Source organism: Rothia sp. QJM3NY_36 (genome assembly GCF_056173115.1).
Genome location: NZ_CM149658.1, coordinates 2,100,701 through 2,124,292, shown reverse-complemented (window position 1 = coordinate 2,124,292; position 23,592 = coordinate 2,100,701). Strand labels below are relative to the sequence as shown.

The window sequence follows — 23,592 nt, the reverse complement described above, 5'->3', positions numbered from 1 at the left end:
GAGGGGGACGGCGGAGACGAGAAGACCCCTCGCGCACCCGTCAGAGCGCAGATACCCTTGCTGCCTTCCGGCCCTGGGGGAGTTTTCCACGATGACGCCACGCGAGGGGCTGGTGCCAGCTTAGCGGAGGCCCCGCGCGGGTGTCACACCGCGGACCCGCCCTGGGTCGGTGTTCTGCGCCACCCGTGATTGAGTTGGGTTGTCAGCCTCCGGAGCGGTTGTGTAGGCTCGTATCCGTTCGCTTTCGTGAGCATGTCGTGCGGTCCCGACCGCATGGATGCAAGCGACGCCTGGAGGATTCGCCTAGCGGCCTATGGCGCACGCCTGGAACGCGTGTTGGGTTCACGCCCTCGGGGGTTCAAATCCCCCATCCTCCGCCGAGCAGACCGGCCCCCGAGCCAGTGGGAACACTGGACCGGGGGCCGGTCTTTTCGCGTTCGGGGCGGCGTCGCTCCGGGTCTGGGTCCGCCGCGACTCACCCCTCCGTCAGGGCGCGCCCGCGCTGCTCCGGGAGGGTGAAGGCCGCGGCGGCGGCCACCGCGAAGGCCGCGGCGAAGACCCCGAACAGCAGCACGTGCCCGCCGAGGGCCACCAGCGGCGGCACGATCAGCGGCGCGATGATCGAGGCGATCCGACCGAATCCGGCCGCGGCCCCCGTTCCGGCCCCGCGCACCGTCGTCGGGTACAGCTCCGGGCCGATCGCGTACAGCGCGCCCCAGGCTCCCAGGTTGAAGAAGGACAGCAGGCAGCCGCACACGATGATCGCCGTCTCCGAGGTGGACAGCCCGTAGCCGATCGCCGCCGCCGCGGAGCCCGCCAGGAACACGGCTAGCGTGATCCGGCGTCCCCACCGCTCGATCAGCCACGCCGCCGTGGCGTAGCCGGGCAGCTGGGCCAGCGTGATGATCAGGGTGAAGGTGAAGGACTTGACCAGGGTGAAGCCCTGCGCGTGCAGCAGGGACGGGATCCAGATGAACGCCCCGTAGTACGACAGATTGATGCAGAACCACACGGTCCACAGGGCCGCGGTGCGTCCCCGCAGCTGCGCGGACCAGATTCCGAGGCCGCCGCTCGGCTCGGGGGCGGAGTCCGACGTCGTGCGGGCGGCCGCCGACCCCGAGGGCGACGCCGCGCCGTCGGCCGCACCCGCGCTGGCCCCCGCCGCATCCGCGGCACCGGCGGTCCCGGCTCGGGTCCCGGCGTCGGCCGCACTCGCCGCACCCGCGGCGGCCCGACCCGTGGTCTCGGCCGCACCCGCGCCGTCGGCCGCACCCGCGGCACCGGTCTTCCCGGAGTGCTCCGCGGCCTCCTCGAAGGAGCGGACCACCCGCTCGGCCTCCTCGTGCCGCCCCCGGGATTCCAGGAAGCGCACGGATTCCGGCAGCCCCAGGCGCACGATCAGCGCGTAGACCGCGGGCAGGCACCCCAGGGCCAGGGCCCAGCGCCAGCCCTCCGGGGAGGCGCCCACCACGAACGCGCCGATGCAGGCCGCGGCCAGCCAGCCCACCGCCCAGAAGGCCTCCAACAGCACGACCATCCGGCCGCGGATCCGCCGCGGGGCGAACTCGGAGACCAGGGTGGAGGCCACCGGCAGCTCCGCACCCAGACCCAGCCCGACCAGGAAGCGCAGCGCCATGAGCATCGCCAGACCGGTGGACAGCGCGGAGGCGCCGGTGGCCAGCCCGTAGACGAGCAGGGTGGTCGCGAAGATCTGGCGGCGCCCGAAGCGGTCGGCGAGCAGCCCGCCCAGGGTGGCGCCCAGGGCCATCCCGATGAAGCCGATGGAACCCAGCCAGGAAGCCTCGGTGGGGGTCAGGCCCCACTGGGCGGTCAGCGCGGCCATGATGAAGGAGATCAGGCCGACGTCCATCGCGTCCAGGGCCCAGCCGATGCCGGAGCCGGTGAGCAGGCGGGCGTGCTTGCGGGTCAGGGGCAGCTCGTCGAGCCGCTCGGTGCGGGTGTGCGTGGTGGTCATGGCCCAGGACACTACCCGCGAGACGGCCGGAAAGCGAGGTTATTGTCAATATGACTCTAAGCGTCTCCGGCGATCATCCTTCCAGCCACTGCGCGAGCCCCGGCCCCAGGATGCGGGCGTCGGACGGCGCGTGCAGGGTGCCGTCGCCCAGCCCCGGAAGGACCGGATCCTCGGCGTGCACGGGCCGCCGGTCTCCGCGGGCCCGCAGCGTGCGCTCCGTGAGCTCGGGCAGGCGCATCCGATCCGGGCCGGCCAGAGTGACCATGCCGGCGCCATGCTGGCCCTGGGCCGCCTCCACCAGGAAGCTGGCGACGGAGGCGGCGGCCAGCGGCTGGATCGCCCAGTCCTGCGCTCGCACCCGGTCCTGCTCCTCGGTGACCGCCGCGGGATTCATGCCGAACTCGAACCACTGGGCGCTGCGCACGATCAGGTGCTCCACCGAGGATCGGCCCACCAGCTCCTCCTGGGCGGCGCGGGCGGCGTAGAAGGGGAACTGCTGCAGCCCCTCGTCCTGCACGCCGTTGATGGAGAGCATGACCAGACGCCGGACGCCGGCGGCCTGGGCGGCCTCGAGCAGGTGGCCTGCGGCGCGCAGGATCGGGCCGGTGGGGTTCTCATGGTCGGGCGGGGCGACCTGGGAGACGTCGATGACGGCCGTGACTCCCTCCAGGGCCGCGGCCAGCCCCTCTCCGGTGAGCAGGTCGATGCCGTGGGCGCGGTCCAGGGAGACCGTGTCCAGCCCGGCCTGGGCGGCGTCGTGCAGGACGAGGGTTCCGATGGCGCCGGACGCGCCGGCGACGGCGATGCGAGTCATGGGGGCTCCGTTCTTGCGGGAGTGGGCGCGGGTGGTTAAGAAGAACGGCCCCGGTCCGTATCGGACCGGGGCCGTTCCCCATCAATCACTCGCACCTTTGAGGTAGTTCCTACCGTACGGATCGATGCTGAGGTTTCCCTGAGTTCCCTCTGCGTGTTGACCAGGTGTTTCGCAGGGGGTGTGGGCCTGCGGCGCGGCCTACTCGGGGCTGGCCTGCGGCGTCGGCGGGACCTCGTGCAGGCCGAACCAGCGCTGCGCGTCGGTGCGGGCCTGCTCGGTGAGCACGGTGAAGGGCCGCGGCTCGCGGGACTGGCCTTCGAGGGTCTGCAGGATGAAGTCGCGCACCAGCCAGACGTCGGCCGGGTCGGCCTCGGGGGAGACGTCCAGGATCCGCTCCAGCTGGCTGGGGGTGAGGTCGAGGGTGTCCAGGACCTCGGTCTCGGACAGGTCGGACAGGAGCAGGTTGGCGCGCAGCTCCTCGCTGGTGGTCCTGCGCTCTTCGGCGTTCAGGGACAAGGGATGCCTCCGGCGGTGGATGGGTCGATGCCCTCAAGATACCAAGCCCGCGCGCGGGCGCGGAGGGCGGGGACTCGCGGCGTCACCCCTTCCCGGGCGGTGGAACGTCGGTCAGGGAAGGTCGTCTGGGCAAAGAACGGCCCCGGTCCGCATCGGACCGGGGCCGTTCCCCATCAATCACTCGCACCTTTGAGGTGCTCTCCACTGTAGGGGCGCATCCTGGGATGCACCTGTGGCGATGCTGCGCATCCACCGGACGTTCCGGGGCCGACGCCGGGTACTGTGGGCCCCATGACATAAGAGGAACAGCTGGCCCAGATCAGCAGCGGCTACCGATTCGACGGCCCCACCCTGCGCCTCGGCGCGGCGATGAGCGAGGGCCAGCCGCACCCGGAGGCCGTCGTCGGCCTGCCTCTGTCCATGATGAACCGGCACGGTCTGATCGCCGGGGCCACCGGCACCGGCAAGACCAAGACCCTGCAGCTGATGGCCGAGCAGCTCTCCGACGCCGGAGTCCCGGTGTTCCTCGCGGACGTCAAGGGGGACCTCTCCGGTCTGGCCGCCCCCGGCCAGCCCAACGAGAAGCTCTCCGCGCGCACGGCCGCCCTGGGCCAGGAGTGGACTGCGTCGTCCTTCCCCACCGAGTTCTGCTCCCTCGGCGGGGACGGGAAGGGCGTGCCCATCCGCGCGACCATCCAGTCCTTCGGGCCCCTCCTGCTCTCCCGGGTCATGGACCTGAACGCCACCCAGGAGTCCAGCCTGCAGCTGATCTTCCACTGGGCGGACCAGCAGGGCCTGGAGCTGTACAACCTCGAGGACCTGCGCGCCGTCATCCAGCACCTGACCAGCGCCGAGGGCAAGGAGGCCCTGGCGCAGCTGGGCGGGCTGTCCAAGGCCACCGCCGGGGTGATCCTGCGCGAGATCGTGGGGCTGGAAGCCGAGGGCATGGACCAGTTCTTCGGGGAGCCGGAGTTCGACGCCGCCGAGTTCCTGCGCACCGCCGAGGACGGGCGCGGGGTCATCTCCGTGCTGGAGCTGTCCACGCTGCAGTCCAAGCCGCAGCTGTTCTCCACCTTCCTCATGTGGCTGCTCGCGGACCTCTTCCAGGACCTGCCCGAGGTCGGGGACGCGGACAAGCCCAAGCTGGTGTTCTTCCTCGACGAGGCGCACCTGCTGTTCACCGGTGCCTCCAAGGCCTTCAAGGAGTCCATCACCCAGACCGTGCGGCTGATCCGCTCCAAGGGCGTGGGCATCTTCTTCATCACCCAGACCCCCAAGGACCTGCCGTCCGAGGTACTGGGGCAGCTGGCCAACCGGGTGCAGCACGCGCTGCGCGCCTTCACCCCGGAGGATCAGAAGGCCCTGACCGCGACCGTGAAGACCTTCCCGAAGTCCGGGTACGACCTGGAGCAGGTGCTCACCTCCGCCGGGATCGGAGAGGCCGTGGTGACCGTGATGACCGAGACCGGGGCGCCCTCCCCGGTGGCGTGGACCCGGATGTTCGCGCCGCGCTCGCTGATGGGCCCGGCCCCGGAGGCCGTCGACGCCGTCGTGGCCGCGTCCCCGCTGATGCCGAAGTACGCGACCGTCGTGGACTCCTACTCCGCCTTCGAGAAGCTCAGCGGGCAGGCGGGGCCCGGCGGTGCTGCTGGGGCCTGGTCCGCGGGTGCTGGGGCCGGGGGTGCCGGTGCTTCCGGGGCTGGTGCCTCCGGCGCGACGGGCGCGGACGGTTCCGGGGCGGCGTCGTCGGCCCAGGAGCGCAAGGAGGCCGAGCGCGCGGCGCGGGAGCAGGCCAAGGAGGAGGAGCGGCGTCGCAAGGAGGAGGAGCGCGAGCGGCAGAAGCGCAACGACGCGATGATGCGCGTGGGCACCAACGTGGCCTCCCAGATCGGCCGGGAGCTGGTGCGCGGCATCTTCGGCACCAGCCGCTCCCGCAAGGGCCGCGGCGGCTTCGGCGGCCTGTTCGGCTGAGTCCGGGGGTCTGATCGCTGGCCCCCGACCCCGTGGTCACGCTGGGTGCAGGAAGTCGCGCACGGTTCGCGTCATCCTGCACCCAGAGTGACCTGTGCGGGTGGTGCTGCCGGGTTCCGGCGTCGTCGTGGGCCGTTGTGTGCAGCGTGGACCGGATGATCCGGCTCGCGGTGCACGATCCGGTCCCGGTCCGCTCCGGGGGGCGGCCGACGACGGCGCGGGGCGTCAGGACGCGGCGTACTGCTCCCGCATGAGCTTCTTGTTGAGCTTGCCCACCGACGTCTTGGGCAGCTCCTCCACCAGGATCACCCGATCCGGCAGCTGCCAGTCCGCGAAGCGCCCGCGCAGGGTCTGCAGCACGGCGTCCTCGGTGAGCTCGGCCCCCGGCTTGGCGACGACGTAGGCCACCGGGCGCTCCTGCCAGCGCGGGTGCGGCACCCCGATCACCGCGGCCTCCGCGACTCGGGCGTTGTCCAGGATCGCGTTCTCCAGGTCGATCGAGGAGATCCACTCCCCGCCGGATTTGATGACGTCCTTGAGACGATCCGTGAGCTTCAGGTACCCGTCCGGTCGCATCACCCCGACGTCGCCGGAGCGCCACCACCCGTCGCGGAAGCTCTCCCCGGCATCGGGCCGGTCGTGGTAGTCCACCGTGACCCAGGGGCCGCGGACCAGCAGCTCGCCGCTGGTGGCGCCGTCGGCCGGCAGCTCGTTGCCGTCCAGGTCCGCGATCTTGATCTCCAGGCCGAGCGCGGGCAGGCCCTGGCAGCGCTTGATGTCCCAGCGCTGCTCCTCGTCCAGATCCTCCATGCCCGGCTTGAGCCGGTAGTTGTAGGTGACGACGGGGGAGGTCTCCGAGGCGCCGTAGGCGTGCACGACGTCTGCGCCGGTCAGCTCCTTGTACCTCTTCATCATCGCCAGCGGCGGCTCCGTGGCGCCGCAGACCAGCCGCACCCGGGACAGGTCCGGCGCCTGATCCAGGCCGCGGATGTGCTCCAGCACGGGTCCGAAGATCGCCGGGGCACCGTTGGCCACCGTGACCTCCTCCTGCACCATCGCGTCCGCGAGGAAGCCCAGCTCGTCCAGGCCGTAGCGTCCCGGGAGCACGACCTTCGCTCCCGCCGCGACCGAGGCCTGCGGGAAGCCCCAGGACATCACGTGGAACATGGGCGTCACCGGCATGACGCAGTCCTCCGGGCCCACCTGCAGCGCCGAGATCAGGGCCAGGCTGTGCAGGTACATGGCGCGGTGGGAGTAGAAGATGCCCTTCGGGCGGCCCGTGGTGCCGGTGGTGTACCCGGCGTAGGCCGCGGAGTGCTCGTCGATCAGCTCCCACGGGTATTGGTCGGCGGAATCGTCCATCTCCGCCATGAGGTCCTCGAGGAACACCGCGCGGGGGAGGGTGGTGCTGACCTCGGAGCCGGGACGGTCGCTGAGGATGATCCACCCGCGGACGTTCTCGGCGTCGGCGTGCTGCTCCGCGAGGGGCAGCAGGGACTCGTCCACGCAGATCCAGGAGGCCCCGGAGTGGTCGATGACGTAGCGCAGGTCCTGGGCGGCCAGGCGCAGGTTCAGCTGCAGCATCACCGCGGCCAGCCCGGGCGCGGCGAAGTACAGCTCGAAGTGGCGGCGGGAGTTCCAGTCCATGACGCCGACGACGTCGCCGGGGCCGATCCCCAGGCCGCTCAGGGCATGCGCCATGCGGGCCAGGCGCCGCCATTCCTCGCGGTAGGTGGAGCGGTGCCAGGCGCCGTCGTTGCCGCGGTGCACCACCTCCCGGTCCGGGAAGTTCCGGGCCGCATGCCGGATCAGGGTGGTGATGTTCAGCGGGTAGTCCTCGCCGGTGGTGGCCTGCATGCCCTTGAGCATCGTCGCTCCTTCTTCTCCTGGGACCAGGGTGCCGACGCCGCGGGGAGCGGCACGGTGGAGTCGAGGTTACCGCATCCGGAGTGAGCCATGCCATACCGATGGTTCGGGCTGTGAGGCCGGGCGAGCGGAGGGTGGCGGAAAGCGGAGTGAGGTCCGCCCGTGGGGTGTCCGGGTCTCAGCAGCCCCAGGCGCGGGGGTTCGCGGAGCAGCCGTCCTTCACCCACCCGGACTTGGTGCGCCACACGCTCACCGTCTGCGGTTGCGACGGGAGGGTCGCGGTACCCTCGACCGGCTGCCACTCGCCGTCCCCCACCCGGTACTCCCCGCGGAACTCGGTGGAGATGACGATGGCGTAGTCCCCGGTCTCCCGGTACTGGTGGGAGGTGGAGGTGGGGGTGTCCCAGCTGTTCTCCGGCAAGGCGCGCCCGGGGTCGGTGGTGGGGCCGGTGGTGGTGCCGTCGCCGTAGTCGAAGGTGTAGGAGACCGGGGTGGCCCGCACCCGCACCGGTTGCCCCAGCAGGGTGACCTCCAGTTCCTGGGGCCGGCTGTCGACGTAGATGTTGGTGTGGTAGTTCTTCAGCGTGTTGGGGCCGGGCTGGATGCTCACGGTTCCCGGGTGGATGGGCATCTTCTTCAGGTCCTCGGCGGTGACGGTCGGGGTCGGCGGTGCCGTGACTCTTTCGGCGGCATCCTCGGGGGACTGGGATCCGGGAGCGGCGCAGTACTGTGTCTCGGTGCGCTCCCATTCTCCGCCGGACTTCAGGCGCCGGTGGACCACATGGACGACGCCTTTCTTGTCGTCCTCGAGATCGCAGGTGCTGTTCAGTGAGCAGTAGTCATCCGCTGCGTCGGTGCCGGGTAGGGGGCATCCATAGTGTGCGTAATACTCGTAGGGGTCCTCAGGTGCGACAACACCTGAGGATCTCCCGCCTCCACCGTTTCCGCCGCCTTCGGTGCTGGCGGGTTCCGTGGGTTTCCCTCCGGGGGTTGTTCCTTGACCACCGACATGGAATTCGCCACCCCGGGAGTTCCCCCAGAACTCTTTTTTTGAATCTGCGACGGCCGGGGAGGGGAAGGCCAGGGATGCCATCAGAATCAACAGAGTGAGACCTTTTGCCCTATTAGTCACCGTAATCAATCCCCTCTATGTCAGATATACGGTTTATAACCCAATGGCCATCAATGAAATCTAGAAAGAGCATCTGCGGTTGCCCGTTGTAGTCATGCCCTCCGATATCATCAACTTTTCCGGAGGTGCCCCACAGTTCACCGTCGGTGCGGGACTGATAGACGTGTAGAATATACTTCCCCTCCACTCTTTCCCATTCCCCATTTCGCTCCACCCTATATGTCGGGAGACCGTCAACGATCCATTGATTATTTTTGTATGGTTTTTGAAGGGGGTTGAATAGGTCGCCGTATCCGGGATTCTCCGGATCTATGGCGGGAAGCATGTACTGCTTGTCTCCGGTCTGGACCAGGTACTGAACAGAGTCCTGCCAGTACTGCATGAAGGCCTTGGCGCCGTCGAAGGTCTCCTCCTTGGCGGCTTCCGGCAGGGTCGGCACCGGCACGTTGCGGGCCGGGTGCTCCGGGGTCGCCTTCTCGTACCCGGTGGAGGACGCCGACGCCGAGGACGAAGCACTGGCCGAGGCGCTGGCCGATGCCCGCGGGTCCGCGGTGCCGACCACCTCACCGCTGCTCTCACCCCCGCAACCGGACAACAGGAGGGCGCCGGCCAGGACCAGGGGCGCCAGGGATGATGCGGGACGGTGCGAACGGGCCACGGGAGCCTCCGGGTGCTCGAGGGTCAGACGGTGATCATGCGAGGTGAATCACTCAGGTCCCCCGAGACTAGCCCATCCCGCACCCGGCCCGGAAGGTTTTCCACACCCCGGACCGCCCACCCCACCGACCCGGCGCATCCGTTCCCGGTCGAGGGCTATTCGGGAACGGGAGCGCCGTCTCGCGCAGGGCGCGCCCGGCCTCGCCGTCGCGAGGGTCCCGGGGCCGCCGCACCCCGCGGCAGAGCCGCGTCGGTCAGCATCACCGCGCCGAGCAGCGCCACCGCGATCCCCAGGGAGGCGCACACATCCGTGAGCCAGTGATACCCCAGGTAGATCCGGGAGGCCGCGACCGTGCCCGAGGCCAGCGCTGCCATCGCAAAGGCCAGGAGACGCGGGCCCCGCGCCCGCCCACGGGTCAGCAGCCACGCCAGCACCAGGGCGGCCGTGGCGAACAGGCAGGTGTGCCCGCTGGGGAAGGAGAAGCTGCGGTCCGCGCCGTCCACCATGAAGGCCGCCGGCGGCCGGGTCCGGGCCACCAGGACCTTCAGCGCCGTGACCGAGACGCTGGCCAGCACCACGGCCCCGGCGAACAGGAGGGGGTCCCGGCGGCGGGTCCTGAAGAACCAGGGGATCGCGGCGAGCACCGCGAGGATCGGGATCACCTCCGGCGTCGCTGCCCACGTCACCGCGGTGGCCGCCTCGTCCAGGATCCGATGCTGGTCGGCGGCCGCCAGGCGCTGGAGAGGGTGATCGAACAGCGCCAGATGCTCGCCCTCGACCTCCCAGTCCCAGATCCGCCAGGTGCCCACCGCACCCAGCGCCAGCAGCATCGTCCCCACGACGACGTCGCACCGTCTGCTCCCGCGCATCATCCGCTCACTCCTCACCGGGCCCCCTCGCGGCGGCAGGCTGCGGCAGCAGGGGATCGTTCCAACGGCACAGACTAGGGGGCGGCGCTGGACCCCGGCTGGAACCACCCGGGGAGAAACCCGGATCGCCGCGTTGTCCACAGCACCCGAGGGTGTTCACCCGCGGTTCACCCGCCCTCGGTACAGTTGCGCACATCACTCGCACCGTCTTTCCCGGGGGTAACCCATGACCATCCGCCATCTGCGCTCGGGTGCCGGGGCCGCCGTCGCCGCCCTGCTCGTCCTGTTGCCCGCCGCGCCCGCCGCCCACGCCGTCGAGGACGCCGGGACCACCGAGCTCACCCTGTTCAACATCAACGACTTCCACGGCCGCATCACCCCGGAGATCGGGATAAGCCTGGCTGCCACGCTGCAGCAGCAGCGCGCCGCACACCCCAACAGCCTCTTCCTCTCCGCGGGGGACAACGTCTCCGCGAGCCTGTTCGTCTCCTCCGTCCAGGACGACGAGCCGACCCTGGACTACCTCAACGCCCTCGGTCTGCAGGCCAGCGCCGCCGGCAACCACGAATTCGACAAGGGCCTGGCTGACCTCACCGGGCGCATCTCCGAGCACGCGGACTTCCCGATCCTCGGCGCCAACGTCGTCGACCCCGCCACCGGGGACCCCGTGCTCAAGCCCTACACCATCCTCCAGACCGACGACGGCGTGAGAGTCGCCGTGATCGGCTCCGTCACCGCCGAGACGCCCCAGCTGGTGGACCCCTCCGCGCTGGGCGGCATGGAGTTCACCGATCCCGTGGCCGCCACCAACCGCTACGCCGAGCAGCTCAGCGACGGCGACCTCGACAACGGCGAAGCCGACGTGATCGTCGCCGAATACCACGAGAGGGTGCGCACGGACGATCCCCAGGACCGCATCGTCACCCAGACCAGCCCCGCCGTGGACGTCATCTTCACCGGACACACCCACGAGGAGTACGTGCTGCCGCCCGGCGGCCAGACCGGACCCGGGCAGCGCCCCGTCCTGCAGACCGGCAACTACGGGGACAACCTCGGCGCCGTCACCCTCACCCTGGACGCCCGGCACGAGGTGCGCGGCGCCCGGGCCGAGCTGATCGCCAACCCCAAGAAGATCCCGAACGCCCAGACCATCGCGGCGGACCCCGTCCTGCAGCAGGCGCAGCGCGTGCTCACCGACGCGAAGGAGCACGCCGATCGCATCGGCAGTCGGAAGCTCGCCGACCTCGCCGCCCCCGTGACCACCGGCTGGGACCCGGACCAGGCCGAGGCCAAGGGCGGCTTCGACCAGCGCGACCGGGAATCGACCATGGGACACCTCGTCGCGGACATGTACCTGCACGCGGCGAAGGGCACGGGGCGCACGCCCGCGGACCTGGCCATCGTCAACCCCGGGGGTCTGCGCGACGAGTTCCCGGCGGGCCTGCGCAGCGACCCCTCCACCACCGCGGATCAGATCACGGTGGCCGACGCCGTCTCCGTGCTGCCCTTCGCCAACAACCTCTGGACCACGCAGCTGACCGGCGCCCAGCTGCGCCAGGTGCTCGAGGAGCAGTGGCAGCAGGACAACGCCGGATCCATGGCCACCCGCCCGTACCTGCAGCTGGGGCTGTCCTCCAACGTCACCTACACCTACACCGGCGAGCCCGGTGCCGCCGGCTACGCGACCCGCGGCGACAACATCGACGAGGTGCGCATCGACGGGAAGCCCCTGGAGGAGGGGCGCACCTACACCGTGGCCCTGCCCTCCTTCCTGCTCGGCGGCGGGGATAACTTCTCCACCCTCGCCCAGGGGAGGAACACCAAGGACACCGCCGTCGTGGACTCCGACGCCTTCCAGGACTACCTGCGCGAGCTCGGGGTCGTGACGCCGCGACCGGAGAAGCAGGCCGTCCGGGTGTCCGAGAAGCCGGAGGCATATGACCTCTCCGGCATGTACACGGTGTGGGTCTCCGACCTCGCCGTCGCCTCCCCCGGGATCCCGACTCCCGAGCGGCTGAGCGTGCGCATCGGCGGGCGCGACGCCGGTGAGGTTTCCGTGCGAGACGGCGCCGCGGAGGTCTCCGTGCCGCTGTCCGGGCTGGGCCTGGACGCCGGGACGCACGAGGTCGAGCTGACCGAGCCGACCACCGGCACGCACGTGGTGATGAACGCCGACTTCACCGGAGCCGGGGCCGAGCCGACGCCGGAGTCGAGCCCTGCTCCGACGAGTGAGCCGACGCCGGCCCCGACGGGCGCGCCGACCAGCGCGCCGGGCCCTGTCCCGACGGGCGAACCGGTCCCCACCGCCGCTCCGACGGCCACGGCGGGGCCGGATCTCCCCGCACCGGGACCCTCCGCCTCTGACGGCCGGGCCGGGATCGGAGGGGGTGGGAGCGATGACCTGCCCTCCGGCGGCGCCCTGAGCGTGGAGCCGAACGGGGTCGCGGCCGACTCCGCCGAGACGGGGCCGGGTGGGCTGGCGAGGACCGGCGCCCAGGATCCGGTGCGGATGGTCCTGGCCGGTCTGCTCGTGCTCGGTACTGGTGCGGCCCTGGTGCTGATCCGTCCCCGACGCACCCGCTGAGCGGACTCACGGGGGCCTAGACTCGGCGCCATGACGGCGAACCAGCGCAGACCCCTCTCCCCGCAGACCGGATCGGCGGGCCCGGCGGAGGAGCGCCCCGAGTCCTCCGGAGATCCGAACGGCGGGACCCCGCATCACGGGAGTCAGCATCCCGGCAGCCCGCATCACGGGAACCCGGGTGATCGGCGGGGACCGCTCGCCGTCGTCACCGGGGCCTCCCGCGGCATCGGTCGGCTTGTGGCCGAGGGGCTGCTGGACGCCGGGTTCCGCGTCGTCGTCACCGCCCGCTCCGAGGACAGCCTGGAGCCGCTGCTCACCCGCGGGGCCGTGCCGGTGGTCCTGGACCTGGCGGATGAGGAGTCGATCCGCCGCGCCGCACAGAGCATCCGCGAGCTCGGCCCCGGCCCCCACCTGATGGTGCACAACGCCGGGTACGGGCAGCAGGGCGCCCTCGAAGAGGTCGACGACGACGCCGCGACCCGCCAGCTGCGCACCAACGTGCTCGGCCCGATGTCCCTGACGCGGGCGCTGCTCCCCGGGATGCGCCGGGCCGCCGACACCCGGCCCACCGACGTCGACCGCCAGCCGCGGATCCTGCTGGTGACCTCCGTGGCCGCGGATCTGCACCAGCCGATGAGCGGGTGGTACTGCGCCTCCAAGGCGGCGCTGGCCTCGCTGGCGGACACGCTGCGCCTGGAGCTGCGCGGCAGCGGCATCGACGTGGTGGAGATCCGGCCCGGCCCGGTGGACACCGGGTGGCAGCGCCGCGAGGCGCAGGAGCTGCGGGAGGCGGCGCGCGGCGGCCGCTACGAGGCGCTGGCCGAGAGGGTCGCGGACCGGGCCGAGCGCCGCGCCCCGCGGGGTCTGGATCCCGAGCGGGCGGCCCGGCGGATCGTTCAGGCCGCCACCGCCGCTCATCCGCGGGCCCGGTACTCCCTGGGGCGCGGCGTCGGCGCGGCCCGCCTGATCGCGGCGGCCGCACCGCCGCGACTGAAGGATGCGGTCCTGTCCCGGTACTTCCGCTGACCCCCGAACGGCCTTATATTAGACACATGTCCAATAAGCCGTCGCGGACGCGACTGAGCTCCGAAGGCCGGCGCGCGCAGCTGCTGCGCGTGGCCACCCGGCTGCTGGCCGAGGGCGGCGTCGGGAACCTCTCCATGAGTGCGGTGGCCCAGGAGGCCGGGATCGGCCGGGCCCTGCTCTACCACTACTTTCCCGGCAAGGAGGCGCTGGTCGAGGCGGTGTTGGCCGAGGAGTCCCGGCGTCTGCTCCAGGCCACCGAACCCGCCGTCGGACTCAGCCCTCGTGAGGCGGCCCGACGCGCGTTGGACGCCTATTTCCAGGCCTTCGACGCCAGCTCCGGAGGCATTCGGGAGCTGTACGCCCCCACCGCGGACACCGTCGCCGGAGTGCACGTGATCACCGCAGCCAACCATGACGTCCAGCTGCGGCGCATCATCGAGCTCACCGGCGTCCCGGACACCGCGGAAACCCGTGTGCTGATCGGAGGGTGGCTGGCGTTGGTCGAGCACCTGGCGACGACGCGCGGGCACGCTCCCGGAGCCGATCGAGGCGAGCTGATCGAGCGCTGTCTCGCCGCCCTGGAGGCCGTGCTGGACCGCCCCCTGCCCCAGAGATCGTCCCTCCCCCCGACGTCAGAGCCCGGACCGCGGGTCTGAGACCGCACCAACCCCACAACCCCCATCCCCTGAGGTGAACTCCCATGAACATCCTGCTGTTCGGCGCCACCGGAAACGTCGGCTCCCGCATCCTCACCCGTGCTCTCGACGCCGGGCACCGCGTCACCGCCTACGTGCGCCGTCCGGAGGCCCTCACCCAGCACCAGGGGCTGACGGTCGTCGGCGGCCAGCTCGACGACGTCGAGGCCATGACCGGGGCGGCCCGCGGCGCCGACGCGGTGATCATCGCGGTGACCGGCCCGATGAAGGACCGCACCTTCATGCAGCGCAGCCTCCCGTCCATCCTCGAGGCCGTGCGGGCCGCCGGAGCCGGCCGGGTGGTGCTCACGTCGGTGTTCGGCGCCGGAGACACCGCGCAGAAGGCTTCGTGGTTCGCCCGCGGGATCTACCGCACCGCGTTGCGCGGATTCCTGGCGGACAAGGAGGCCGCGGACCGGCTGCTGATCGACTCGGGGTTGGAGCACACCATCGTCTACCCCGTGAACCTCAAGGACGCCCCGGTCCGGGAGGAGGCCGCCGTCGAGCCCCTCGATGCGGTGGCCACCGTGCCGGGGCTGCCCACCCTGCCCTTCGATGCCGCCGCGGTCGCCCTGCTGCGGGTGGCCGTGGACCCGGATGCTGCCGGTCAGCGTCTGCTGATCACGACCCGGAAGGGCTGGAAGCCGGCCCGGGACTGAGGCCGCGTCAGCCCGGGGGCCCGTCCGCGGTCCGGCCCCAGGGGCCGGACCGCGGGGCTCAGGAGACGCGCAGCACGATCTTCCCCGCCGTGTGGCCCTCGCGGCTGGCGGCGAAGGCCTCGGGCAGCCGGTCCAGCGGGAAGGTGTCCGCCACGCGCACGGTCAGCGCGCCGTCCTCGGCCAGGCGGGCCAGCTCGGCCAGCCCCTCGGCATCGGGGTGGACCCACAGCCACTGCCCGCCGTGCTCCAGCACCTCCGGGTCGGCGATCGAGGCGTGGGCGCCGCCCTCGGCCAGCACCGCGGTGGTGGTCTCCACGACACCGCCGACGAAGTCCGCGACGATCTGCACCCCGTCCGGGGCGAGCTCGCGCACCCGCTGGGCGAGGCCCTCCCCGTACTCCACCGGCTCGGCCCCGAGCTCACGCAGCCAGGCGTGGTTGCGCTGCGAAGCCGTGCCGATCACCCGGGCGCCGTAGGCCGCGGCGATCTGCACGCCCATCGAGCCGACGCCGCCGGAGGCCCCGTGGATCAGGACGGTCGTGCCGCGGTTCTCCTGCGGATCGCGGGAGAGCCCCAGCCGGGTCAGCACCTGCAGCGCGGTCAGGCCCGCCAGCGGCAGACCCCCGGCCTGGTCCCAGTCCAGCGCGGCGGGCTTGCGGGCGAGGGCCCGGGCGGGGACGGTGGTGTATTCGGCGAAGGTGCCGTGGTGGATCCAGTCCCGCCGGTTGTAGGCGATGACCTCATCGCCCTCGGACAGACCGGGGGTGTCGATGCCGGTCGCGGCGACGAAGCCGGCGACGTCCCACCCCGGCACCACCGGGAACTCCGTGTGCATCAGGGAGGACAGGCCGCCGGACATGATCTTCCAGTCCACCGGGTTGATCCCCGCGGTGCGGACCCGGACCAGGACCTCGCCCGGCCCGACCTCCGGGAGGGGACGCTCCTGCAGCTGCAGGACGGCGTCGTCGCCGAAGGAGGAGTAGGTCTGCGCGCTCATGCTCTGCTGTTGGGTCATGGGCAGTGTAACCGAGTGCGGCCGGTCCGCATTCCGGCCGTCTCCCGGCCGTGTCGCGACGGTGGCCTGCGGCGGTGCCGCCGGTTCAGGACTCCGGGTTCAGCGGCTGTCCGTGCTCCTCCTGATAGGCGGCCAGCCGCACCTTGGCCTTGCGGTTCTCCCGCCAGATCTCCAGGCCCACGGGGATCACGGAGACCAGCACGATGACGATGACGATGAGGTCTACGTGCTCGCGGATGAAGGTCACGTTGCCCAGCCACACGCCGGCGAAGGTCAGCAGCAGCACCCACAGCAGGGCGCCGGTGATGTTCCACTTGGCGAAGTCCCGGTAGCGGTAGTGGGCCATGCCCGCGGTGAGCGGGACGAAGGTGCGCACGATCGGCACGAAGCGGGCCAGCACCAGCGCCTTGCCGCCGTAGCGGGCGAAGAACGCGCTGGCCTTGTCCAGGTTCTCGTAGTTGAGGATGCGCCCGGTGGGGGAGAAGAGCCTGCGCCCGAACCACCGTCCCAGCATGTACCCCACCTGGTCCCCGAGCACCGCGGCGGCGGCCACGGTCAGCAGCAGCACGGCCAGGTTCAGCCCGAGCTGCTGGTGCAGCAATCCGGTGGTGAACAGCAGCGAATCCCCCGGCAGGAACGGGAAAAGCACGCCGGATTCGATGAAGATCATCAGGGCGACGACGCCGAGCACCCACGGGCCGGCATCGGCCAGCAGCTGCTCCAGGTCCACCCCGAACAGGCCGAGGGGTGCCGTGGGCAGGGCCGCGACGTGGGCGGCGAGATCCAGCAGAGGTGTCATGGGTCCGTTTCCGGTGGTCGGTCGGGGTCACCCCATGGTACGCGCCCGGCGCTGTGGCGCGGCTGAGAATCACCGGCCGTATCCACAGGAGCCCGGCGGGGGCTTCGCCGTGTCAGTCGCCGGTGCCACCATGGGGTCATGGACACCCACGACGCCGCCCGGCCCAGCCTCGATCCCGCCCAGCCCGATCCCGACGCCGCCCTGCGCGAACGGGCCCTGATGGCCCTGCGGGCACTGACCGGCAACCCGTCTGCTGACTTCCATCCGGGGCAGTTCGAGGCGATCCGCGCGCTGGTGGCGGACCGCGCCCGGGCCCTGGTGGTCCAGCGCACCGGGTGGGGCAAGTCCGCGGTGTACTTCCTCTCCGCGCTGTTGCTGCGCCAGGAGGGCGGGGGACCGGCCCTGATCATCTCCCCGCTGCTGGCGCTGATGCGGGACCAGGTGGCCGCGGCCGAGCGGGCGGGGGTGCGCGCTGCCGCCGTGAACTCCGCGAACGCCACCGAGTGGGCGCAGATCCAGGACCGGGTGCGCGCGGGAGAGCTGGACGTGCTGCTGGTCAGCCCGGAGCGGCTGAACAACCCCCGGTTCCGCGAGGAGTGGAAGCCGCAGCTGATGCGCACCTGCTCCCTGCTGGTGGTGGATGAGGCCCACTGCATCTCCGACTGGGGCCACGACTTCCGCCCGGACTACCGGCGCATCCGGGATCTGATCCGCGCCCTGCCTGCCGGGGTGCCGGTGCTGGCCACCACGGCCACGGCCAACCGCCGGGTGGTCGCGGACATCGAGGAGCAGCTGGGGGTGGGTCAGGAGGTGTTCACCCTGCGCGGCCCCCTGGCCCGGGATTCCCTGCGCCTGGGGGTGCTGAGCCTGCCGGACAACGCCGCCCGGATCGCGTGGCTGCTGGCGCACCTGGGGGATCTGCCGGGCAGCGGCATCGTCTACGCCCTGACCGTCTCCGCCGCGGAGGACACCGCCCGCATCCTCGCCGAGGCGGGGCACGAGGTGCTGGCCTACACCGGCCGCACGGACGCGCAGGATCGGGAGCAGGCGGAGTCCGCCCTGAAGGAGAATCGGGTCAAGGCGCTGGTGGCTACCTCCGCGCTGGGGATGGGCTTCGACAAGCCGGACCTGGGCTTCGTCGTGCATCTGGGCGCGCCGAGCTCTCCCGTGGCCTACTACCAGCAGGTGGGGCGTGCGGGGCGCGCCACGGACAGCGCGGACGTGCTCCTGCTGCCCGGGAAGGAGGACCGGGAGATCTGGCGATACTTCGCCACCGCCTCGATGCCCACCGAGGAGAACGCCCACCGCATCCTGGGGGCCCTGGGTCGGGCCGGTGGGCCGATGTCCGTGGCGGCGCTGGAGGCCGCGGTGGATGTGAAGCGCTCCTCGCTGGAGCTGCTGCTGAAGGTGCTGGCCGTGGACGGGGCGGTGGAGAAGGTCTCCGGCGGCTGGGCCGGCACCGGTGCGTCCTGGACCTACGACGCCGCCCGGTACGAGCGGATCGCCCAGGCGCGCCGGGCCGAGCAGGACGCGATGCTGGAGTACGAGGCCGGGCGGATGTGCCGCATGCAGTTCCTCGCCGCCCAGCTGGATGATCCTGACGCCGCCCCGTGCGGCCGGTGCGACGTGTGCGCCGGACCCTGGTATCCGACGGGGGCGGATGAGGAGGCCGTGCGCCGGGCCGAGCACGGTCTGGTGCGGGTGGGGGTCCCGATCGAGGCGCGCTCGCAGTGGCCCAGCGGCATGGCGACCCTGGGCCTGGAGGTCAGGGGGAGGATCCCGGAGCAGGAGCGCGCCGAGCGGGGCCGGGCCCTGGCCCGCCTGACGGATCTGGGATGGGGCAACCGGCTGCGGGAGATCTTCGCCGCCGACGACGCAGGACACCCCGTGGACGGGGAGGTCCCGTCGGATGTGGGCCGGGCCTGTGTGGGGGTGCTGGCCGAGTGGGACTGGGCCGCCCGCCCCGTGGGGGTGGTCGCGGTGCCCTCGGTCTCCCGGCCGCGGCTGGTGGACTCCCTGGCCCGGGGCCTGGCTGCGGCAGGGCGTCTGCCGTATCTGGGGGCCCTGGAGCTGGATGGGGCGGTTCCGCCGGGACCGCGCGGCGGGAACAGCGCCTACAGCCTGGCGGGGGTGTGGGGGCGCTTCGGCGTCGGCCCGGAGCTGGCGGCGCGACTGGCCGAGGTGGAGGGCCCGGTGCTGCTGGTGGATGACCTCGTGGACACCCGCTGGACCCTCACCGTGGCCGCCCGGCAGCTGCGGTTGGCCGGGGCGCCGGCGGTGCTACCCTTCGCCCTGGCGATGCGCGGGTAGCCGGGGCGGGCCGTCAGCCGCCCTCGGCCAGGCGGCGGTTGGTCTTGGCGGTCGGCACCGCGTTCCACGGGTCCTCCGGCCACGGGTGCTTGCGGTACTTCGCCCGGTTCTCCGCCCGCACCTGGGGGTAGGCGTTCTCCCAGAAGGACCGCAGGTCCGCCGTGACCGCCAGGGGTCGACGGGCCGGGGAGAGCAGGTGCAGGAGCACCGGCACCCTGCCGTCCACCACGCGCGGGCCCTCGGCCCAGCCGAAGCATTCCTGTAATTTCACGGCCAGCACGGGCGGAGCGGGGTGGGCCCCGGGCTGTCCGTCGTGCTCCTCCGGGGCCGGGTAGGTCAGACGGATCGCCGCCCCGGAGGGCACCCGGATCCGCTCCGGCACCAGCTCCTCCAGCCGGGAGGCCTGGGGCCACGGGAGCAGCCGACGCAGCGCCGACACCGCATCCACCCGGGCGGCGGGCGTTCCCTCGGCGATCTGCTCCAGCTCCGGACCCAGCCAATCCTCTGCCGTCTGCGCCAGGTCGGCCGGCAGCATCGAGGGCCAGGGCTCCCCGAGCACCCGGTGCAGCAGCCCCAGTCGGGACCGGAGGGCCTCGAAGCCCTCACCGGGACGCAGCACCCGCATCAGCCCCTCCCGGGCCAGGGACTCGGCGACGGCGCGGCGCCCCATCTGCCGGGTCGGGCGCACCGGGGTGGCGGACAGCTCGATGCCTCCGAGCCGGGTCACCTCCCGCGCCGTGACCCTCCCGGCAGCGAAGCTCCCCGTCCGCTCCGTGACCAGCAGGGAGCCGGCGGCCAGCTCGGCGGTCTCCCGGTCGATGCCCGCGGCCGAGCGGATCAGGGCCCGTTCGCCGATCAGCTGCACCTCGGCCACGGCCAGCCATTCCTGCCCGGCCCAGGCGGTCTCGCGCGGCAGCTCGGCGGCGGTGCCCGAGGCCATCAGATACTCCCGCTCCGTGCCGGGACGAAGGCGGGCGATCCGCTGCGGGAAGGACAGGGCGGTGACCAGCCCGGCCGCGGCGGCATCCGCCGCGTCGGATGGCCCAGAGGAGTCCTCACCGGGCCCGTCTCCGTGGTCGTCGTCGTGCCCTTCGGAGAGCAGCAGCTCCAGCCTGCGGGCTTCCCGCAGCCAGGTCCGGTCCCGGTCCCGACGCAGCCTGCGGATCAGGGCGGTCAGGTCCGTCCCGGGGGCGCGCTGGTCGCCGGCCAGCGCGGCCACGACCTCCGCGGCGGCCCGGGAGCCGACCAAGGCGGCGCCGTCGAACAGACCCCGGGCCAGGTGCGGATCAGCCGGCACCTCGGCCAGGCGCCGACCCAGGGCGGTGGCCTCCCCGGCCTCATCCAGCGCTCCCAGAGCCGCGAGCTCGCGGTGGGCCAGGGCGCGGGTCCGCTGCGGAAGGGGATCCGGCAGCGCCAGACCCACCCCGTCCGGAGTCCCCCAGCAGGCCAGGTCCAGGACGGCCCCGGTCAGCTCGGCCGTGGCGATCTCCGGCGGGGTGTCCGCGGGCCGCGCCGCATATTCCGCTGCGGACATGCAGCGGATGGCGACGCCCGGGGCCTCGCGGGCCGCGCGCCCGGCTCGCTGGGTCATCGCGGCCTTGGACGCGCCCACCGTGACCAGCCCGCTCATGCCGCGCACGGTATCCACGCGGGCCTGCCGGTCCAGTCCCGCGTCCACCACCTGCCGCACCCCGGGCACGGTCAGGGCGGATTCGGCCAGGTTCGTCGCCAGGATGATGCGGCCCGTCCCGCCCGAGGCCGGGTCCAGGATGCGGTCCTGCTCGGCGGCGGGGGTGGAGCCGGTGAGGGTGAGCACCGGGGTCGGCAGATCCCGCAGCCGGCTCGCGACCCGCTCGATCTCCCGCGCCCCGGGCAGGAAGACCAGGGTGTCGCCCACGGAACCCGCCTCCCCGGCGGAGTCTGATACCCGGGACCCGACCCCGCGGGAGGCTCCGCTCGCGGAGCCGGCCGGAGCGGTTTGGTGATGTTCGCGCACCACCGAGGCCACGTGGGCGAGGAAGGCCTCGGCGACGCCGCGGGTGTCCTGCGCCGGCCCCGCGGCGGGAGCCCAGCGCTCCTCCAGCGGGTGGATCGCGGCATCCACCGAGGCGATCGGGGCCGGAGCATCGGCCCGGCTGTCGGAACCGGGAGCGCCCAGCAGCCGGGCCCACCGAGGGGCGTCGAGAGTCGCGGACATGAGCAGCAGCCCCAGATCCTCCCGCAGCTGCACCAGCTGCTGCAGCATCGCGAAGGCGAGGTCCGAGTCCAGATGCCGCTCGTGCACCTCGTCCAGGATCACCGCGTCCACCCCGGTCAGCTCCGGGTCCGCGAGCAGCCGGCGCAGCAGCACCCCGGTGGTCGCGAACTCCACTCGCACATCCGGGCCCATGACGCGTTCGCCGCGCACGGCGTGCCCCACCAGCTGTCCCGGCCGGGTGCCGCTCAACGCCGCCAGGCGGCGCGCGGCCGATCGGGCGGCGATGCGTCGCGGCTGGGTGACCACCACCCGGCCGGGCCGATCCGCCAGGCCGGCCAGCAGGTTCGCGACGAGGGGCGGCACCAGCGTGGTCTTGCCCGTGCCGGGCGGGGCCTCGACGACGCCGCGCAGCCGCCCCGTCCTCGAGAGCCACCCGCGGATCTGGGGTGCCAGCGCCAGGGCGGGCAGGTCCGCACCGATCCGCCGGAGGTCGAAGGGGCCCGCATCGGCAGTTCCCGCGTCGTCGGGTCCGGGGCCCGCCCGGTGAGGGGAGGGATGGGCCACGCTCAGCCCCGTCCGGGCAGGTTCTCGTACAGGGCGCGCGCGGTCACGAGGTCCTGCCACCCCATGCCCACGGTCTTGAACAGGGCGGGCCCCGGAGCGTCGGGGGCGTCCTGCGGCCCCGGGGCGCACACCAGCTCGCGCAGCGGCCGCAGCCGCTCGGCGCTGAGGATCCCGGAGGCCGTCCCCTGCACGATCTCCCCGGCCTCGCGCAGCGCGGTCTCCGGGTCCTCCACGTACACGCGGGCCCGGGCCAGCAGGGCGTCATCCACCTCCCGGGCGTCGGGGGTGTGGGAGCCCATCGCGACGACCACCGCCCGCTCATCCACGACGGAGCCGTCGAACAGGGGATCCGCCGAGGCGGTGCAGCAGGCGATGATCGGGGCTCCGGCGGTGTCGTCGGCGTGGGCCACGTGCACCCGGTACCCGTCTCGGCGCAGCCTCTCCACGGCCGCGCGGGTGCGGGCGAGGTCCCGCCCCACCAGGCCGACGCGGGAGATCTGGCGGATCGCGGCGATGGCGTGGACGTGCTGCAGCGCCTGGGGGCCGGTGCCGAAGACGATCAGCTCACGCGCCTCGCCGTCGGCCAGCAGGTCCACCCCCAGGGCGGAGACGGCGGGGGTGCGCACCGCGGTCAGGGCGGTGCCGTCGATCATGGCCAGGGGTGAGAGGGTCTCGGCGTCGTGCAGCAGGTAGGCGCCCTGGATGGTGGGCAGCTCGCGGTCGGCGTTGTCCGGGCACAGGGTGAGGATCTTGATGCCGGCGTAGCCGCCGACCTCGCTGGGCATCATCAGGAACCGGCCGCGGCTCAGGGGCGCAGTACACCGCTGGAGATCCTCGGCCGGGTCCAGCCCGTCCAGGAGGGACTGGCGCAGGGCGTCGACGGCGGCGCGCATCGGCAGGTGGGCGTTGACCTGGTCGGCGCCGACGTGGCGGATCAAGGCGGAGGGCTGCGCGGGCACGGGACATCCCTTTCCGGGGCGCGGAACGGCCGGTGCCTGAGCGCCCCGATCGACGGTGCTGGCCTGCCCCGAGTGTACCCAGGCCCGTCCCCACGATCCGGGAGCGCGCCGTCGCCCCAGGGTATGCGAAAGACCCCCGCCTCCCCGGAGATGCCGGGGAGCAGGGGCCTTCGCTCGGCGCGGTGACGGAGGGATTTGAACCCTCGGTACGGGGTTGCCGTACACGACATTTCGAGTGTCGCACCTTCGGCCGCTCGGACACGTCACCAACGTCAAAGCACTGTACCGGGTGGCCGGTGCCCGCTCAACTCTCCGACAGGGGGCTCTGGATGTACCCGTCCACCAGGGTCATCGCGGCGCGGGCGGCCTCCTGGGTGGTGCGTCGGGTCCGGCTCAGCTCCCGGTCCATCGCGAGCATGAACGTGGTGCCGAACAGCCCCACGGCCAGGGTGTGCGGATCCGGGTGCTCGTTCACCCGGTAGGTGCGGGACAGGTCCGTGATCAGCTCGGTGACCCGCTCCAGCAGCAGGGTCCGCTGATCCCCGATGACCTCGGAGAGGGACCCGGAGGGGCGCCAGATCTCGGCGATGGCCAGCCGGGCGAAGCCGCCGTGCTCCTCCAGGAACCGCAGCGCCGCGATGATGCCGCGGCGCAGCCGCTCCCGCGGATCCTCGACGCCGACCTGTGCGTCCTCGATGGCCTCCAGGACCAGCTGGATGCCGTGGCGCATCAGCCCCTCGACCATCGACTTCTTGGAGCCGAAGTTGTAGTAGACGGTGCCCTTGGAGACCCCGGCGGCGGCCGCGACCTCATCCACCGTGGTCTGGGTGGGGCCCTTCTCACTCATGATGACCATCGCGGCCTCGAAGAGCTTCAGCTGGGTGCGGGAGGTGCGCCCGGGGCGCCGGGCCCCGGGGCGCCGCCCCGACGCGGGCGCGGTGCCGGCGGCGTCGGGGCGGTTGTCGGTGCGAGCGGTCATCGTC

18 protein-coding genes, 2 tRNA genes and 1 other RNA gene are annotated in these 23,592 nt (G+C 72.3%); 7 read left to right on the top strand and 14 right to left on the bottom strand.

From position 1 onward, the window contains the following. Nucleotides 1-17: 17 nt before the first annotated feature. An RNA gene (gene ffs / locus AC0VXQ_RS09490) (signal recognition particle sRNA small type) lies at nt 18-114 on the bottom strand. Nucleotides 115-292: 178 nt separating this feature from the next. Here ffs and AC0VXQ_RS09485 point away from each other — a divergent pair. Continuing rightward, nucleotides 293-377, top strand: a tRNA-Ser gene (locus tag AC0VXQ_RS09485). 98 nt (nt 378-475) lie between these two features. Here the strand turns inward: AC0VXQ_RS09485 and AC0VXQ_RS09480 are convergent. From AC0VXQ_RS09480 to AC0VXQ_RS09470, 3 genes are all read right to left on the bottom strand, one after another. Beyond that, nucleotides 476-1,975 carry an MFS transporter gene (locus tag AC0VXQ_RS09480; protein ID WP_061225722.1) on the bottom strand — a complete coding sequence of 500 codons (1,500 nt, stop codon included), beginning with the start codon at nt 1,973-1,975 and terminating at the stop codon, nt 476-478. A gap of 73 nt (nt 1,976-2,048) precedes the next feature. Beyond that, on the bottom strand, nt 2,049-2,789 hold the full coding sequence (locus AC0VXQ_RS09475; RefSeq protein ID WP_061225676.1) for an SDR family oxidoreductase: 741 nt from the start codon (nt 2,787-2,789) through the stop codon (nt 2,049-2,051). A gap of 198 nt (nt 2,790-2,987) precedes the next feature. Then, nucleotides 2,988-3,305 (bottom strand): DUF2316 family protein, encoded by a 318-nt coding sequence (locus AC0VXQ_RS09470; protein ID WP_058730576.1) that lies wholly within the window; start codon nt 3,303-3,305, stop codon nt 2,988-2,990. Nucleotides 3,306-3,674: 369 nt separating this feature from the next. On the opposite strand from AC0VXQ_RS09470, the gene AC0VXQ_RS09465 reads away from it, so the two are divergent. After that, nucleotides 3,675-5,276, top strand: a complete 1,602-nt coding sequence (locus AC0VXQ_RS09465; RefSeq protein ID WP_133566230.1) for a helicase HerA-like domain-containing protein — start codon at nt 3,675-3,677, stop codon at nt 5,274-5,276. 225 nt (nt 5,277-5,501) lie between these two features. Here AC0VXQ_RS09465 and AC0VXQ_RS09460 read toward each other — a convergent pair whose 3' ends face one another. The 4 genes from AC0VXQ_RS09460 to AC0VXQ_RS09445 all read right to left on the bottom strand — a co-directional run bounded on the left by AC0VXQ_RS09460 (nt 5,502) and on the right by AC0VXQ_RS09445 (nt 9,801). Then, entirely contained in the window at nt 5,502-7,145 is a 1,644-nt protein-coding gene (locus AC0VXQ_RS09460; RefSeq protein WP_133566231.1) for a long-chain-fatty-acid--CoA ligase, read from the bottom strand. 175 nt (nt 7,146-7,320) lie between these two features. Next, complete coding sequence (locus tag AC0VXQ_RS09455) at nt 7,321-7,923, bottom strand: hypothetical protein (protein WP_475528536.1); 603 nt, start codon at nt 7,921-7,923, stop codon at nt 7,321-7,323. Nucleotides 7,924-8,266: 343 nt separating this feature from the next. Then, nucleotides 8,267-8,836 carry a DUF6318 family protein gene (locus AC0VXQ_RS09450; protein WP_129357658.1) on the bottom strand — a complete coding sequence of 190 codons (570 nt, stop codon included), beginning with the start codon at nt 8,834-8,836 and terminating at the stop codon, nt 8,267-8,269. A gap of 251 nt (nt 8,837-9,087) precedes the next feature. Continuing rightward, nucleotides 9,088-9,801, bottom strand: coding sequence for a phosphatase PAP2 family protein (locus AC0VXQ_RS09445; protein ID WP_165869980.1), 714 nt, complete (start codon nt 9,799-9,801; stop codon nt 9,088-9,090). A gap of 226 nt (nt 9,802-10,027) precedes the next feature. On the opposite strand from AC0VXQ_RS09445, the gene AC0VXQ_RS09440 reads away from it, so the two are divergent. From AC0VXQ_RS09440 to AC0VXQ_RS09425, 4 genes are read left to right on the top strand one after another with little or no spacing between them, the layout of a single operon-like run. Further along, a complete protein-coding gene (locus AC0VXQ_RS09440) occupies nt 10,028-12,385 on the top strand; it encodes a bifunctional metallophosphatase/5'-nucleotidase (protein WP_475528533.1) in 2,358 nt (785 codons plus the stop codon). Nucleotides 12,386-12,415: 30 nt separating this feature from the next. Further along, complete coding sequence (locus AC0VXQ_RS09435; RefSeq protein ID WP_058730570.1) at nt 12,416-13,411, top strand: SDR family NAD(P)-dependent oxidoreductase; 996 nt, start codon at nt 12,416-12,418, stop codon at nt 13,409-13,411. A 26-nt stretch (nt 13,412-13,437) separates the two neighbouring features. Next, nucleotides 13,438-14,067 (top strand): TetR/AcrR family transcriptional regulator, encoded by a 630-nt coding sequence (locus tag AC0VXQ_RS09430; RefSeq protein WP_081046100.1) that lies wholly within the window; start codon nt 13,438-13,440, stop codon nt 14,065-14,067. A gap of 44 nt (nt 14,068-14,111) precedes the next feature. Then, nucleotides 14,112-14,765 carry an NAD(P)-dependent oxidoreductase gene (locus AC0VXQ_RS09425; protein WP_475528530.1) on the top strand — a complete coding sequence of 218 codons (654 nt, stop codon included), beginning with the start codon at nt 14,112-14,114 and terminating at the stop codon, nt 14,763-14,765. 58 nt (nt 14,766-14,823) lie between these two features. On the opposite strand, the gene AC0VXQ_RS09420 is transcribed toward AC0VXQ_RS09425, so the two are convergent. Together AC0VXQ_RS09420 and AC0VXQ_RS09415 are read right to left on the bottom strand one after the other, a co-directional pair. After that, nucleotides 14,824-15,762, bottom strand: a complete 939-nt coding sequence (locus AC0VXQ_RS09420; RefSeq protein WP_260008616.1) for an NADP-dependent oxidoreductase — start codon at nt 15,760-15,762, stop codon at nt 14,824-14,826. Nucleotides 15,763-15,865: 103 nt separating this feature from the next. Beyond that, entirely contained in the window at nt 15,866-16,579 is a 714-nt protein-coding gene (locus AC0VXQ_RS09415; protein WP_081046101.1) for a VTT domain-containing protein, read from the bottom strand. 138 nt (nt 16,580-16,717) lie between these two features. Between AC0VXQ_RS09415 and AC0VXQ_RS09410 the strand changes: the two genes are divergently transcribed. Then, complete coding sequence (locus AC0VXQ_RS09410; RefSeq protein ID WP_260008601.1) at nt 16,718-18,889, top strand: RecQ family ATP-dependent DNA helicase; 2,172 nt, start codon at nt 16,718-16,720, stop codon at nt 18,887-18,889. A 13-nt stretch (nt 18,890-18,902) separates the two neighbouring features. Here the strand turns inward: AC0VXQ_RS09410 and hrpB are convergent, their stop codons facing one another. The 4 genes from hrpB to AC0VXQ_RS09390 form a co-directional block, all read right to left on the bottom strand. Then, nucleotides 18,903-21,650 carry an ATP-dependent helicase HrpB gene (gene hrpB / locus AC0VXQ_RS09405; protein ID WP_475528526.1) on the bottom strand — a complete coding sequence of 916 codons (2,748 nt, stop codon included), beginning with the start codon at nt 21,648-21,650 and terminating at the stop codon, nt 18,903-18,905. 2 nt (nt 21,651-21,652) lie between these two features. After that, complete coding sequence (locus AC0VXQ_RS09400) at nt 21,653-22,609, bottom strand: ornithine cyclodeaminase family protein (RefSeq protein ID WP_475528524.1); 957 nt, start codon at nt 22,607-22,609, stop codon at nt 21,653-21,655. A 180-nt stretch (nt 22,610-22,789) separates the two neighbouring features. Then, nucleotides 22,790-22,877: transfer RNA gene (locus tag AC0VXQ_RS09395), tRNA-Ser, on the bottom strand. Between the two features lie 36 nt (nt 22,878-22,913). Next, the gene (locus AC0VXQ_RS09390; RefSeq protein ID WP_058730745.1) at nt 22,914-23,588 is read right to left on the bottom strand and encodes a TetR/AcrR family transcriptional regulator; all 675 of its coding nucleotides are present in this window, start codon (nt 23,586-23,588) and stop codon (nt 22,914-22,916) included. Nucleotides 23,589-23,592 lie beyond the last annotated feature (4 nt).

Bases quoted from the DNA above. Each gene is read 5' to 3' on its own strand.
- AC0VXQ_RS09440 (WP_475528533.1), top strand. From the start codon at position 10,028: ATGACCATCCGCCATCTGCGCTCGGGTGCCGGGGCCGCCGTCGCCGCC.
- AC0VXQ_RS09410 (WP_260008601.1), top strand. From the start codon at position 16,718: ATGGACACCCACGACGCCGCCCGGCCCAGCCTCGATCCCGCCCAGCCC.
- AC0VXQ_RS09425 (WP_475528530.1), top strand. From the start codon at position 14,112: ATGAACATCCTGCTGTTCGGCGCCACCGGAAACGTCGGCTCCCGCATC.
- AC0VXQ_RS09445 (WP_165869980.1), bottom strand. From the start codon at position 9,801: ATGCGCGGGAGCAGACGGTGCGACGTCGTCGTGGGGACGATGCTGCTG.
- AC0VXQ_RS09465 (WP_133566230.1), top strand. From the start codon at position 3,675: ATGAGCGAGGGCCAGCCGCACCCGGAGGCCGTCGTCGGCCTGCCTCTG.
- AC0VXQ_RS09435 (WP_058730570.1), top strand. From the start codon at position 12,416: ATGACGGCGAACCAGCGCAGACCCCTCTCCCCGCAGACCGGATCGGCG.
- AC0VXQ_RS09415 (WP_081046101.1), bottom strand. From the start codon at position 16,579: ATGACACCTCTGCTGGATCTCGCCGCCCACGTCGCGGCCCTGCCCACG.
- AC0VXQ_RS09390 (WP_058730745.1), bottom strand. From the start codon at position 23,588: ATGACCGCTCGCACCGACAACCGCCCCGACGCCGCCGGCACCGCGCCC.
- AC0VXQ_RS09420 (WP_260008616.1), bottom strand. From the start codon at position 15,762: ATGAGCGCGCAGACCTACTCCTCCTTCGGCGACGACGCCGTCCTGCAG.
- AC0VXQ_RS09460 (WP_133566231.1), bottom strand. From the start codon at position 7,145: ATGCTCAAGGGCATGCAGGCCACCACCGGCGAGGACTACCCGCTGAAC.
- AC0VXQ_RS09480 (WP_061225722.1), bottom strand. From the start codon at position 1,975: ATGACCACCACGCACACCCGCACCGAGCGGCTCGACGAGCTGCCCCTG.
- AC0VXQ_RS09430 (WP_081046100.1), top strand. From the start codon at position 13,438: ATGTCCAATAAGCCGTCGCGGACGCGACTGAGCTCCGAAGGCCGGCGC.
- AC0VXQ_RS09475 (WP_061225676.1), bottom strand. From the start codon at position 2,789: ATGACTCGCATCGCCGTCGCCGGCGCGTCCGGCGCCATCGGAACCCTC.